Origin of the sequence: Streptomyces sp. NPDC096152, assembly GCF_044763235.1 — a bacterium.
Taxonomy (GTDB): domain Bacteria; phylum Actinomycetota; class Actinomycetes; order Streptomycetales; family Streptomycetaceae; genus Streptomyces.
Genome location: NZ_JBIWFW010000007.1, coordinates 227,990 through 241,052 on the forward strand (window position 1 = coordinate 227,990; position 13,063 = coordinate 241,052).

Here is a 13,063-nt window from a genome sequence, read left to right on the forward strand (position 1 = left end):
TGTTCACGCCGGATGCGTCAGCCGCCCGCGACGCCGATCACAGGGCGGCACACGGGAGTCCACAAGCCCCACACATACTCTCCGCACCCGCGGCCGTGTCCCTGAGCGTCAAGTTCGGCCGCATCGCACCGTATTCAAATGACTGACGGCTCGTCAGGTTCATGAGGGGGCAACGCGCCGGACGACGGCAGCGACCACGGCAGCCCCGGTCTCGACCGGGTCGGTCCCTCACTCGTGACCCAGGAAGACCGGGTTGGTGAAGGCCGCCATCACCCCCGGCAGCGGCCCCGCAGCCGTCTCGTGCCGCACCTCCGCCCGGACGTAGGCCGCGTACGCCGGGGTGGTGTGCCACTCGACCACGCCCGAGCCGGAGACCGGGAGCGGGCCGCTGGTCAGCAGGACGCCCTGGTCGGTCACGAGACGGACCGAGCAGCGCGGGGCGCCCGACACCTCCAGACGCACCGTCACGGGCGTGCCGGGATCCACCCGCAGCCGCTCGCCGACGCCCGCGTGCTGGCCCCGGCCGCCCGACGCCGTGAAGGCCAGGGAGGCACTCTTCGACTCCGCCACGTACGAGCGGCCCGCGCGGATGCCCTCCTGGATCGCCTCCCGGGTCAGGTCGTCGGCCAGCACGACCGTCTGGGGCAGGCCGACCGCGTCCGGATCCCGGTGCGCGTCGCTGTTGCCCATCGCGGGTGTCCAGCCCCGCCCCTCGCGCACCGACACCACCAGCGCGCTGTCCCAGTCGGCCAGCGCCACCTCGTCGTCGGGCGTGAACGGCCCGTTCCACACCTCCACCGCGTCCGCCTCGCCGAAGCCGAACCTCCAGCCGCAGCCGACGCAGGTGGCGTGCGGGTGGGCCGGGACGACGAGGCCGCCGGCGGCGCGGATCCGGCGGGCGAAGCGGCCGAAGCGGTTGTCCCGGGCCCGGTAGCGCCAGTCGACGAAGGTGCCCGGGTCGGTGCCGAGGGCCACGACGTGCCCGTTCCTGGTCGTCACCTCCTCGCCCAGCATGATCAGCAGGTCGTCGCCCGCCTGGTCCGCCCAGTGCGGATGGGAGGAGTGGGTGTTGTGCTCCGAGGAGTTGATGAAGTCCAGGCCCGCCGCGCGGGCCAGCGCCGCGATCTCGGCGGGGGTGCGGCGGCCGTCGGAGTGCCAGGAGTGCAGGTGGCAGTCGCCGCGGTACCAGGCCCGGCCCCGGCCCCTGGCCCGCCCCGGCGGGTACACCGGCTTCGGCGTGGTGCCCGGCTCGCCGAACGTCAGGGTGACCGTCAGCTCGTACGACAGGCCCTGCGGGGCCACCGTGTAGGGCGCCAGGGCGACGTGCCAGGTGCCCTCGCCCACCGGACCCGGGACGTAGCCGGGCGTGGCGTCGTCCGCGCGGACGAAGAACTCCGGGCGGGCGCCGCCCGACCAGCCGCGGAAGCCCCGGCCGCCCAGTTCGGTGCCGTGCTCGTCGAAGACGCCGATGTCGAGCGCGTTGCCGGGGGTGCCGGCCGGGACGGACGGCTTGTCGTAGGTGTAGGAGACCCTGAGCTCCCGCACGCCGGAGGGGACTTCGACCGGGACGTACACGTAGTCCGGCGACCCGGGCGGCAGGGTGCCGCGGATCGTCCGGGTCCGCCGGTCGCCGTCCGCCGCCTCGGCGCCGCTCGCGAAGGTCACGCTTCCCAACGTAAGGGCCGCCGCGGCCCCCGTCACGAACAGGGCGCGTCTGCCGGGCCCGTGGTGGTGGTCGTCCTGGCACAGGCCGCTGCTCCCGGGGGTCGTGGGTGGTGCCGTTCAACCCTGGTGTTCAGGCGTGAACCATCGGGGACGGGAAGGTGATCGCGGGCTTCAGGGGAGCGGGGGACGACGGTTTCCGGACAGATGGTCCCGACCGGTCGGTATGGACTCGGGCGGCTTCCGCCGGTACAAGAGGGGGCATCAGCCGCGCACCGAGAGGCCGCCGCCATGCAGATCGCCGTCACGATCTTCCTCACCGACGAGACCGTCGCCCCCACCGTGCTCGCCCGTGAGCTGGAGCAGCGCGGCTTCGCCGGGCTCTACCTGCCGGAACACACCCACATCCCGGTCGAGCGGACCACCCCGTACCCGGCGGGCGGGGAGCTGCCGCGCGAGTACGGCCGCACCCTCGACCCCTTCGTCGCCCTCGGCCAGGCCGCCGCGGTGACCGAGCGGCTCGGCCTCGGCACCGGCATCACCCTGGTCGCCCAGCACGACCCGATCGGCCTCGCCAAGCAGATCGCGACCCTGGACCACCTCTCCGGCGGACGCTTCACCCTCGGCCTCGGATTCGGCTGGAACGTGGAGGAGGCCGCCGACCACGGCGTCGACTGGCGCGGCCGGCGCGACCTCGTGCGGGACCGGATGGCGCTGATGCGCGCCCTGTGGAACGAGGAACCGGTCGCCCACCAGGGCCCCTTCGGGAGCGTGCGGGCGAGCCTGGCCTTCCCCAAACCGGTGCAGAAGCCGCGCGGGCCGGTCGCCGGGCCGCGCACCCTCGTCGGCGGGGCGGCCGGCCCGAAGCTCTTCGCGCACATCGCTGAGTACGCCGACGGGTGGCTGCCGATCGGCGGGCGCGGCCTGGCGGAGTCGCTGCCGGTGCTGCGCGCCGCCTGGGCCGACGCCGGGCGCGACCCGGCCGCCCTCCACGTCGTCCCGTACGCCGTCCTGCCCACCCCCGGCAAGCTCGCGCACTACGCGGACCTCGGCATCGAGGAGGTCGTGGTCCAACTGCCGGCGGCGGGGGAGGCCGAGGTACTGCGCGCCCTGGACGGCTTGGCGGCCCTCCTGGGGGCCTGACGGGACGCGGCTCCGGGGGCCTGACGGGACTCCGCCCGGCCGATCACCGCGATCGTATGCTCGAAGAATGACGACCTCCGCGGCCTCCGGAACCGGCCCCACCGAGAACTCCATGCGTCGCGCCCTCAAACGCGCCCGGGACGGCGTCGCCCTCGACGTCACGGAGGCGGCGGTGCTGCTCCAGGCGCGCGGCGAGCACCTGCGGGACCTGGCCGCGTCCGCCGCCCGGGTGCGGGACGCGGGGCTGGAGGCGGCCGGCCGGCCCGGCGTCATCACCTACTCGAAGAGCGTCTTCGTCCCGCTGACCCGGCTGTGCCGGGACAAGTGCCACTACTGCACGTTCGTCACCGTGCCGGGCAGGCTGCGCCGCGCCGGGCACGGGATGTTCATGTCGCCGGACGAGGTCCTCGACATCGCCCGCCGGGGCGCCGAACTCGGCTGCAAGGAAGCCCTCATCACCCTCGGCGACAAGCCGGAGGACCGCTGGCCGGAGGCGCGCGAGTGGCTCGACGCGCACGGCTACGACGACACCATCGCCTACGTCCGCGCCGTCTCCGTCCGCATCCTGGAGGAGACCGGGCTGCTGCCCCACCTCAACCCGGGCGTCATGACCTGGACGGACTTCCAGCGCCTCAAGCCCGTGGCCCCGTCCATGGGCATGATGCTGGAGACGACCGCCACCCGCCTGTGGTCCGAGCCCGGCGGCCCCCACCACGGATCCCCCGACAAGGAGCCCGCCGTACGCCTGCGCGTCCTGGAGGACGCCGGCCGCTCCTCCGTCCCCTTCACCTCCGGCGTCCTCATCGGCATCGGCGAGACGTACGAGGAGCGCGCGGAGTCCCTGTTCGCGCTGCGCAAGGTCGCCCGCGCCCACCACGGCATCCAGGAACTGATCATCCAGAACTTCCGCGCCAAGCCGGACACGGCCATGCGCGGTATGCCGGACGCCGAACTGGACGACCTGGTCGCCACGGTGGCCGTGGCCCGGCACGTCATGGGCCCGTCCGCCTGCCTCCAGGCCCCGCCCAACCTGGTCGACGCCGAGTACGAGCGGCTCATCGGCGCCGGCATCGACGACTGGGGCGGGGTCTCCCCGCTCACCATCGACCACGTCAACCCCGAGCGCCCCTGGCCGCAGATCGAGCAGCTGGCCGAGCGGTCGGCGGCCGCCGGCTTCGAGCTGCGCGAACGGCTCTGCGTCTACCCGGAGTTCGTCACCCGCGGCGAGCCCTGGCTCGACCCGCGGCTGCTGCCGCACGTGCGGGCGCTGGCGGACCCGCGGACCGGGCTGGCGCGCGAGGACGCCGTGGTGGAGGGCCGGCCGTGGCAGGAGCCGGAGGAGGCGTTCACCTCCTCCGGGCGTACGGATCTGCACACGTCGATCGACACCGAGGGCCGTACGTCGGACCGGCGCGCCGACTTCGACGAGGTGTACGGCGACTGGGACGCCCTGCGCGAGGCGGCCGCCCCCGGGATGGCGCCGGAGCGCATCGACACCGACGTACGGGCCGCCCTGCGCACGGCCGCGGACGACCCGACGCGGCTGACGGACGAGGAGGCCCTGGCGCTCCTCCACGCGGACGGCCCGGCGCTGGACGCGCTGTGCCGGATCGCGGACGACGTGCGCAGGTCCGCGGTGGGGGACGACGTGACGTACATCGTCACCCGCAACATCAACTTCACCAACGTCTGCTACACCGGCTGCCGTTTCTGCGCCTTCGCGCAGCGCCGCACCGACGCCGACGCCTACACCCTCTCCCTGGAGCAGGTCGCCGACCGCGCCCAGCAGGCGTGGGACGTGGGCGCGGTGGAGGTGTGCATGCAGGGCGGCATCCACCCGGACCTGCCGGGCACCGCGTACTTCGACATCGCGCGGGCCGTGAAGGAGCGGGTGCCGGGCATGCACGTGCACGCCTTCTCCCCGATGGAGGTCGTCAACGGCGCCACCCGCACCGGCATGTCCGTCCGGGAGTGGCTGACGGCGGCGAAGGAGGCCGGCCTCGACACCGTCCCCGGCACGGCCGCGGAGATCCTGGACGACGAGGTCCGCTGGATCCTCACCAAGGGCAAGCTGCCGGCGGCGACCTGGATCGAGGTCGTCACCACGGCCCACGAGCTGGGCATCCGCTCGTCGTCGACGATGATGTACGGCCACGTCGACCAGCCCCGCCACTGGCTCGGCCATCTGCGCACCCTCGCCGGCATCCAGCAGCGCACGGGCGGCTTCACCGAGTTCGTCACGCTCCCCTTCATCCACACCAACGCCCCCGTCTACCTGGCGGGCATCGCCCGCCCGGGCCCGACCACCCGCGACAACCGCGCGGTGACGGCCATGGCGCGCCTCCTGCTCCACCCGCACATCCCCAACATCCAGACCAGCTGGGTGAAGCTCGGCACCGAGGGCGCGGCGGAGATGCTCCGCTCCGGCGCCAACGACCTGGGCGGCACGCTGATGGAGGAGACCATCTCCCGCATGGCGGGGTCCTCCTACGGCTCGTACAAGTCGGTCAAGGACCTGATCGCGGTGGCGGAGGCGGCCGGACGCCCGGCGAAGCCGCGGACCACGGTCTACGGCGAGGTCCCCGAGGAACGGCAGCGCACCGCGACGGCCTCGGACGGCCACCTGCCGGAGCTGCTGCCGGTCCTGGACTGACCACCGGGCCGCCGGAGCGGGGGCCGGCCCACAGTACGATGATCCGGCCCCCGCCGGAGGGGTCGCACAGTAGCCGAGGAGATGCGTGCCCATGCCTGCCCGAATACCGTCGTGGGCCTGGGTCGGCGGTCTGACCGTGGGAGCGGTCGCCGCGGTCGTCGTGCTGGCGGTGCAGGCGGACCACGGACCGCACCCGACGGCCGGCACCGCCCGGCCGAGCGCCTCCGCGTCGGCGGGCGCGCGTCCTTCCGCCACCCCGAGGAAGCCCGCTCCGCCGGCCGTGCCGCCCGGCACCGGGACCGGCCGCCGGATCGTCTACTCCGTCGGGCAGCACCGGGTCTGGCTGGTCGACGCGAGCGACTCGCCCAGCCGCACGTTCACGGTCTGGCCCGGCACGGTCGACCCGGACCCCGGCACCTACGCCGTCTCCCACCGCCTGGCCGCCACCACCGGCTCCGACGGCGTCCAGGTCGAGCACATCGTCTACTTCGCCGCCAAGTCCGGCGTCTCCGTCGCCTTCTCCAACGCCGTGGACGGCTCCTCGCCGCCCCCGCCCGCCGCGGGCAGGCAGACCGGCGGCATCCGCATGCCCAAGCCCGACGGCACGGCCCTGTGGACCTTCACCTCGGCCCCGACGAAGGTGACGGTCGTCAAGTAGGAACCGGCCGGCGGCCGAAATCGGTTGCGGGTGGAAGCGCGTGGGCTCTGTCATGCGGGCATGAGCAGAATCGCCGAGGTCATCGTGCTGGCGCAGGACGCCGACGAGATCATGGAGCCCCGGCCACCCGGCGGTGCGCGAAGGAGACCGCGGGTCGAAGACCCCTCCCGCCCCCCGGCCTGGTGAGCGGCCGCCCCTCGCCCCCTCGCTCCACGGAGATCGCGCGGCCCCGTGGCCCGGCGGCGCACGTGGGCAACGTCACCTGCCACGCCTGAGAAGTCTTCACGGTGTGACCATCCGGGCTCCACTTCCGGTACCGATCCTGGTCCTGAACACACCGTTCCCGTTCGAATACAGTGCTGAGCTGTCGTACGTACGGACGGTGCCGGGAGGAGGCCAGGGTGAGTGCGACGTCCGGTGCCGTCTGGGGACGCGGTGAGCAGCAGGACTTTCGCAGCCGGGTGCGCGGCACCCTGCTCGGGGTGGCCGTGGGGGACGCCCTGGGGGCGCCGGCGGACCGGCTGGACCTCGCCGGGATCCGGGAGGCGTACGGGGCCGAGGGGCTGGCCGACCTCGCCCCGTCCTACGGGCGGCGCGGCGCCGTCACCCACTTCACCCAGCTCACCCTCTTCTCCCTCGACGGGCTGATCAGGGCGCAGGTCCGCCGGGACACCGGCGTCTGGCACCCGCCGACCGATCTGCACCGGGCGTATCTGCGCTGGGCCGCCACCCAGCGGGACTGGGGCCCCGACGAGCGCCGCAAGGACGACGGCTGGCTGGCCCGCGAGGAGTGGCTCTACGCCCGTCGCGATCCCACCCGGGCGCTGCTCACCGGGTTCGGCGACGAGACCATGGGCACGCTGGAGGTGCCCAAGAACCCGGGCGAGCCCGGCCCCGAGGCGGCCGGCCGCTCCGCCCCCTTCGGCCTGCTGGTCGGCTGGGAGCCCCAACTCGTCATGCAGCTCGCCGTGGAGTGCGCGGCGCAGACCCACGGCCACCCCACCGCCTGCCTGACGGCGGGCGCGTACGCCGCGATCGTGCACGCCCTCGCCCGCGGCGACGGCCTCGACGGCGCCGTGCAGAAGACGCTGGCGCTGCTCGCCGTGCGCCCCGGCCACCAGCCGGTGTCGGATGCCCTCCAGCACGCCCTGGGCGCGGTGCGGCAGGGGATGCCGACCCCCTCCCGGGTGGAGGAGCTGGTGGGGGAGGGCACGGCGGAGGGGCTGCTGGCCGCCTCCGTGTACTGCGCCCTCGTCGGCGAGGACGTCCGGCACGGGCTGTGCCTCGCGGTGAACCAGAGCGGGCCCTCGGGCGCGGCCGGCGCCCTCACCGGCGGTCTGCTGGGCGCCCTGCACGGCGAGACGGCCCTCCCGCCGGCCTGGCTGGCCGAGCTGGAGGGCCGTCCCACGCTGCTGGTCCTGGCGGACGACTTCGCGATGGAGATGACCCAGGGGCCCGCCCTGCACGGACCCGCCGGGTCGTCGCCGGGGTGGCTGGCCCGATATCCGCGCGGGGCCTGACCGGCCGGAGGACCGGACACGTACGTCGACGGGCTGCGGCAGGGCACAAGCCGAGCCCCCTCGGCGAGGACGGCGAACTGGTCGAGAGGGCTCTTGCGACGGTGCTTGTGCGGTTGACGACGGTGCCGGGGTCGGTCCCGGCGTGGACGAGGATCAGGAAGACCCTCCCCTCACGCCTTGACGGAGGCCACGAAGGCGTTCCACGCCGCGGCGGGGAAGCCCAGCACCGGGCCTGCGGGGACCTTGGAGTCCCGGACCGCCATGGCCGCGACCACCGGTGACTTGACCTCGACGCACGCGCCGTTGCCCGTGGAGTACGAGGACTTGGTCCACGTGTCCGTGGCGCCCTGACGAATTGCCATTTCTGCTCCGGATTGCAAGTTGTCGAATTGCTGTCACCGCACGACGCGTTCCCCTTCGGGGACCCACCACGCGGTTTGCGCCAACCTTGATGTGCGTTGGCGTGATCGACGCTACTCGCCACGCTCGGCATCCGAAGCGACTATTCACTCGACCGGATGGCATATACCACTGGAGCTTCCAATTCGGCCGGGCGAAGGTGTAATGTGCGCGCATTTCTCAGCGTGCGTAGTCCTTGGCGATGTCCGCGATGAACTGGCGCGACTGCTCCACGTTCAGGGCCTGCGCCCGAAGGTGCTCGTACATCACGCTGTACTTCTGGACGTCGTTCGCCTTCTCCAGATACAGGTCGCTCGTGACGCCCTCGATGTAGACGACGCTGGAGTCGGCCGCGTCCGGGAACTCCAGGATCGCGTACTGGCCGTTGAGGCCCGGATGAGAGCCCATGTCGAACGGGATGACCTGTACGGTCACATGCGGCAGGTTCGACTGCTCGACGAGGTGCTCGAGCTGATCGCGCATCAGGGAGCGGTTGCCGACCACCCGGCGCAGCGCGGCCTCGTCCAGCACCGTCCACAGGCGCAGCGGGTTCTCGGCGGCGGAGATTCGTTCCTGCCGCCGCATCCGGACCTGGACGCGCTTCTCGATGTCCGCGGAGGCCGTCTCGGGCAGCGCTCCCGCGATGAGCGCCTCGGCGTACTGCCGGGTCTGGAGCAGCCCCGGCACCACCTGCGGGTCGTACACTCTCAGGCTCGCCGCGTCCGTCTCCAGGCCGATGTAGACGCTGTAGGGGATGTCGCCGAAGGAGTGCCACCAGCCCTGCTGGCGCGAGTCCTTGGCCATCTGCATCAGCGAGTCGACGATCCGGTGGTCCTCCACCTCGTAGACCCCGCACAGGTCGCGGACGTCGCGCTGGCTGATACTGCGCCGCCCGTTCTCCAGACGGCTGATCTTCGACTGCGACACCAGCAGCCGCTCGGCCACTTCCTCGGCCGTCATGCCCTTGAGCTCGCGGAGCCTGCGCAGCTCCTGGCCCAGCCGGCGCCGCCTGACGGTGGGATTGACATTGGACGCCACGGGACGCGCACCTCCGGCTGCATACTTCTACTTTGCGTATCTGCTGCTGAGCAGACTGCCACCACGGTGCTTCTTACCGCTGGAAAACGCCGGATATGCGGCACGTACGCGTCAGTTCGGCCGATCGCCCGGGAGACCTGGACATGCGGCCGGGCGGGGTGGCGGGATCTCGTGATCCCGCCACCCCGCTCGCCGGTGGCTTCCGTACCGGGTCATGGGGACTGACGGCGCGGCGCTGGGTGGTGCGGGGCGCGCGGCTCGGCGCGCCGGCGGTGCTGTGGTGCCGGTGCGGCTAGTGGGCCACGACGCGCGCCATGGATCCGTGGCGCGGCTGCATCGGAACACCGCGGGCGGGTTCCGCTGCCGACCTCACGCCGGGGGCCTGGCGGCCCGTCGGGCCCGGGCTGCGGCGCGGCTGGGCCGCAGCGCCGTTCTGGACGTCCATCACGGCGTGCGCGACGAGCCCGCCCATCGGGTCGTGCCTGATCAGATCCCGCAACCGGGAACGCGACGAGCGTCCTTCGTTGCCCGGGTACAGGTGTTTGCCGAGGCCGACCGCGTGCGCCAGGGCGGCGAGCGCCGCGGTCCGCGGGTCCGGCGGTACGCCGGTGCGGATCGCGGAGTCCAGCCGGGACCTGATCTCCCGGCTGATGGCGGTGTCCGTCGCCTGGTAGCGAGTCGTCGGCAGCACCCCGCACATCTGGCCGGGCACGGCGGCGACCATGCCGCACCGCTCCAGATGCGTCAGGTAGATCTGGCGGAGCCCGAGACGCGGCCCGCCGATCCAGTGGACGGCCCGTACCGGAGCGCCGCGCCTTCGCAGCAACTCCAACGCGCAGTCCAGAGTTGGATCTCCTGTCGGCCGTGGTGCCACCACGGCGATACGATCCCCGTCTGGGGCTATCCGTCCGGCCAGCGCCAGCTCCACTAGCTGTGCTCCGGCCAGACCGAGGTCGAGCGACTGCGGCTGCGCAGTGGTACCCGTGGCCGGGTCCAGTGCCAGCAGCAGAAGCTCCTCCGGAAGTGTTCTGCGGCTCCTGCCCATCCATGCCTCCCCGCGTGGATGAAAGACAGGGTGACCCCTCTCACATTGGTCTGTCGAGGGCGCGTGACCGGTTCGTGAGGGAACCGATAGATATGTCGTTCTCGTCTACCGCACGGGTATAGCCCGCACACAGGACACTGGTACATGGTTCGGACAGCGGTACGGCCGGGTGGGTACGGCCGCTTCGGCCGGGCGGTGGTTCACGGTTGGGTAGGCGCACGCGGGGCGTGCGGCGCGAGGAGGAGGCATCGGTGGCGGGCGAGTCCCCCGACAGGTCGAAGCAGCGCGAGTCGTCGGCAGAACCGACGTCGGGGAGCGCGGGTCCGGTTCCCGAGGCCAGGGGCGAGGGGCGCGAAGTCCGCGACCCCCGGCTCGCGCTGGCGGGGAACTCCGAGGCGTCCGGGGCGTCCGGGAAGCGCGGCGGCGTCGACACGGCGACGAAGGTGCTCTCCGTGCGCGACGTGGTGCCCGAGGCCACGAAGGCCGAGGGCAGGGCCCCCGAGGACACCGAGGACGCCGAGGCTGCGGCGAAGGCCGCTGACGGTGGCGAGGACGCCGACGCGGAGGTCGGCTCCCGTGGCGAGACCGAGTCCGAGTCCGAGACCGAGACCGAGACCGAGACCGAGTCCGAGACCGAGTCCGAGACCGAGTCCGAGTCCGAGTCCGAGGGCGAGGGCGAGTCCGAGGGCGCGGCCGGTGACGCGCGCCTGCGCGACGCGGTGGCCGCCTGGGTGGACTCCGCGGACGGTGGCAAGGGCGGGCCGGCGGAGGCGAAGGCCGCCGAGGACGTCGAGGAGTCCGGCGAGGACTCCGACGCGACCGAGGACGCGAAGGGTGAAGCCGCGGCCGGGACCGAGGAGTCCGACTCCGACACCGGCACTGGAACCGAGGTGGCCGCCGACGCCGACGAGGATGCCGAGGAGGCCGCCGCCGACACCACGGCCGCGACGGACGAGGACGCCACCGAGGACGAGCCCCGGGACAAGGCCGAGGCCGCCACCGCCCCCGAGGGTGCCCCCGAACCCGAGGACGCCCCCCAGGGCTCCCCGAAGGCCTCTCCGAAGGACGCCCCCAAGCCCCCTGCCGGGGACGCGCCGAAGGTCGACGCCGCCCCCGAGGCCGACGACGCCGACGAAGCCGAAGGATCCCCGGAAGCCGACGAAGCCGACGAGGCGGACCAAGCTGACGAAACCCGCGAGGCTCCCGAAGGCGGTGAAACCTCCAAGTCCGACGGCGAGCCCAAGCCCAAGCCCAAGCCCCCCGTCGACCAGCCCACCACCATGCTGAAGCTGGGCGGCGCCGCCAAGTCCCGCCCCGCCGTGGACCAGCCGACCACCATGCTGAAGCTCGGCGGCAAGAGGCCCGAGTCCGACGCCGAGCGCACCGGCAAGAAGCCCGAGTCCGACACCGAGCGCACCAGCAAGTTCGTCGCGCTCAAGCCGCTGGACGCGCCCGAGACGCGCCGGCCGAAGCCGTCCGCGCCCGCCGCCGAGGCCACGACCGCGCTGCCGAAGGTGCCGGCGGACGCCACCGCCCCCGTCCCGCAGCTCGGCCCCGAGCGCACCACCCAGCAGCCCCTGCCGCCGAAGCCGCCGCTGGACCTGCTGGCGGAGCTGACGAACACTCCGCCGCCGCCGGAGACCCCGCTGCGCACCGCCGTGCGCCGGGTCAAGATCTGGACCCCGCTGGTCATCCTGCTCGCGATCGTCTTTGCGATCGCGCAGGCCCTGCGGCCGCTGCCCACGCCCACCCTCGCCCTCACCGCGAAGGACAGCTACACCTTCGACGGCAGCCGGGTGAACCTGCCCTGGCCGACCGAGGGCCAGGGCTGGATGGACGTCAACGGCATCGGCACGATGGACCACTTCGGCAAGCAGACGCCGGTCGCCATCGGCTCGGTCGCCAAGACCATGACCGCCTACATCGTCCTCAAGGACCACCCGCTGAAGCCGGGTCAGGAGGGCCCGCGGATCACGGTCGACGCGACGGCGGAGAAGGAGGGCGGTTACGACAAGGACAACGAGTCCACACTCAACACCGTCAAGGAGGGCGACAAGCTCACCGAGAAGCAGGCGCTGTCCGCCATCATGGTTCCCTCCGCGAACAACATCGCCCGGCTGCTGGCGCGTTGGGACGCGGGCTCGGAGGCGGCGTTCGTCAAGAAGATGAACGCCACCGCCAAGGAACTCGGGATGACCGGCACGACGTACACCGACCCCTCGGGTCTGAAGGAGACGACCGTCTCCACGGCCGAGGACCAGGTGAAGCTCGGCAACGCGGTGGTGGAGATCCCGGCGCTCGTCGCCATCACCAGCGCGTCCAGCTGGAAGGACCCCTCCGGGCGCAACTGGCCCAACTACAACCAGCTTCCGTACGCCATCGGCGCCATCGGCATCAAGACCGGAACGACCACGGCGGCCGGCGGCAACCTGCTCTTCGCCGCCCACAAGAAGGCCGGCGGCCAGACGGTCACGGTCGTCGGCGCCATCCTCGGCCAGCACAAGCCGTCGATCCTCGACACGGTCAACGCGGTCAGCAAGACCGCGCTGGTCGCCGCGCAGAACGCGCTCACCTCGGCGAAGATCCTGAAGAAGGGCGACGTCGTCGGCTATGTGGACGACCAGCTCGGCGGCCACACGCCGGTCGTCGTCACCGAGGACGTCCCCGCGGTCGGCTGGGCGGGCCTGAAGGTGAAGCTGTCCTTCGCCTCCGACCAGGTGCCCCACATCGCGAAGGCCGGCACCAAGGTGGGCACGCTCACTGTCGGTGACGGCTCCGGCGGTGCCGTCCGGGTCCCGGTCGCCCTCCAGGAGGACCTCACCGAACCCGGCTTCACGGACAAGCTGACCCGCATCCTCTGACGGACCTCACCGTCCTCGGCCGGCCCGCCTCACCGGCCCGCCCCGGCCGGCCCGCGGGTCACCGGGGCACCGGACCCGCCGACG

The 13,063-nt window shown here is 72.8% G+C and carries 10 protein-coding genes; 6 read left to right on the top strand and 4 right to left on the bottom strand.

Features of this window, described 5'->3' with window-relative positions; translation table 11 throughout:
* Nucleotides 1-228 precede the first annotated feature (228 nt).
* A complete protein-coding gene (locus ACIQ9G_RS24360; RefSeq protein ID WP_403613789.1) occupies nt 229-1,749 on the bottom strand; it encodes a CehA/McbA family metallohydrolase in 1,521 nt (506 codons plus the stop codon).
* Nucleotides 1,750-1,953: 204 nt separating this feature from the next.
* On the opposite strand from ACIQ9G_RS24360, the gene ACIQ9G_RS24365 reads away from it, so the two are divergent.
* From ACIQ9G_RS24365 to ACIQ9G_RS24385, 5 genes are all read left to right on the top strand, one after another.
* Nucleotides 1,954-2,805: an LLM class F420-dependent oxidoreductase gene (locus ACIQ9G_RS24365; protein ID WP_403613118.1), complete on the top strand. Its 852-nt coding sequence runs from the start codon at nt 1,954-1,956 to the stop codon at nt 2,803-2,805.
* Nucleotides 2,806-2,872: 67 nt separating this feature from the next.
* On the top strand, nt 2,873-5,458 hold the full coding sequence (locus ACIQ9G_RS24370; protein WP_403613120.1) for a bifunctional FO biosynthesis protein CofGH: 2,586 nt from the start codon (nt 2,873-2,875) through the stop codon (nt 5,456-5,458).
* Between the two features lie 91 nt (nt 5,459-5,549).
* A complete protein-coding gene (locus tag ACIQ9G_RS24375) occupies nt 5,550-6,116 on the top strand; it encodes a hypothetical protein (RefSeq protein ID WP_403613122.1) in 567 nt (188 codons plus the stop codon).
* 60 nt (nt 6,117-6,176) lie between these two features.
* Complete coding sequence (locus tag ACIQ9G_RS24380) at nt 6,177-6,302, top strand: hypothetical protein (protein ID WP_403613125.1); 126 nt, start codon at nt 6,177-6,179, stop codon at nt 6,300-6,302.
* A gap of 215 nt (nt 6,303-6,517) precedes the next feature.
* Entirely contained in the window at nt 6,518-7,636 is a 1,119-nt protein-coding gene (locus tag ACIQ9G_RS24385) for an ADP-ribosylglycohydrolase family protein (RefSeq protein ID WP_403613128.1), read from the top strand.
* Nucleotides 7,637-7,806: 170 nt separating this feature from the next.
* Here ACIQ9G_RS24385 and ACIQ9G_RS24390 read toward each other — a convergent pair whose 3' ends face one another.
* The 3 genes from ACIQ9G_RS24390 to ACIQ9G_RS24400 all read right to left on the bottom strand — a co-directional run bounded on the left by ACIQ9G_RS24390 (nt 7,807) and on the right by ACIQ9G_RS24400 (nt 10,118).
* On the bottom strand, nt 7,807-7,998 hold the full coding sequence (locus ACIQ9G_RS24390; RefSeq protein ID WP_356188912.1) for a DUF397 domain-containing protein: 192 nt from the start codon (nt 7,996-7,998) through the stop codon (nt 7,807-7,809).
* A gap of 217 nt (nt 7,999-8,215) precedes the next feature.
* Complete coding sequence (locus tag ACIQ9G_RS24395; RefSeq protein WP_403613130.1) at nt 8,216-9,073, bottom strand: helix-turn-helix domain-containing protein; 858 nt, start codon at nt 9,071-9,073, stop codon at nt 8,216-8,218.
* Between the two features lie 292 nt (nt 9,074-9,365).
* Entirely contained in the window at nt 9,366-10,118 is a 753-nt protein-coding gene (locus ACIQ9G_RS24400) for a GPP34 family phosphoprotein (RefSeq protein ID WP_403613132.1), read from the bottom strand.
* A gap of 251 nt (nt 10,119-10,369) precedes the next feature.
* Here ACIQ9G_RS24400 and ACIQ9G_RS24405 point away from each other — a divergent pair, with 251 nt between their 5' ends.
* Complete coding sequence (locus ACIQ9G_RS24405; RefSeq protein WP_403613134.1) at nt 10,370-12,979, top strand: D-alanyl-D-alanine carboxypeptidase; 2,610 nt, start codon at nt 10,370-10,372, stop codon at nt 12,977-12,979.
* The last annotated feature ends 84 nt before the right edge of the window (nt 12,980-13,063 follow it).

What these genes read in the sequence shown, in the direction of transcription:
- ACIQ9G_RS24365 (WP_403613118.1), top strand. Translation starts at nt 1,954, where the DNA reads ATGCAGATCGCCGTCACGATCTTCCTCACCGACGAGACCGTCGCCCCC.
- ACIQ9G_RS24370 (WP_403613120.1), top strand. Translation starts at nt 2,873, where the DNA reads ATGACGACCTCCGCGGCCTCCGGAACCGGCCCCACCGAGAACTCCATG.
- ACIQ9G_RS24375 (WP_403613122.1), top strand. Translation starts at nt 5,550, where the DNA reads ATGCCTGCCCGAATACCGTCGTGGGCCTGGGTCGGCGGTCTGACCGTG.
- ACIQ9G_RS24380 (WP_403613125.1), top strand. Translation starts at nt 6,177, where the DNA reads ATGAGCAGAATCGCCGAGGTCATCGTGCTGGCGCAGGACGCCGACGAG.
- ACIQ9G_RS24390 (WP_356188912.1), bottom strand. Translation starts at nt 7,998, where the DNA reads ATGGCAATTCGTCAGGGCGCCACGGACACGTGGACCAAGTCCTCGTAC.
- ACIQ9G_RS24400 (WP_403613132.1), bottom strand. Translation starts at nt 10,118, where the DNA reads ATGGGCAGGAGCCGCAGAACACTTCCGGAGGAGCTTCTGCTGCTGGCA.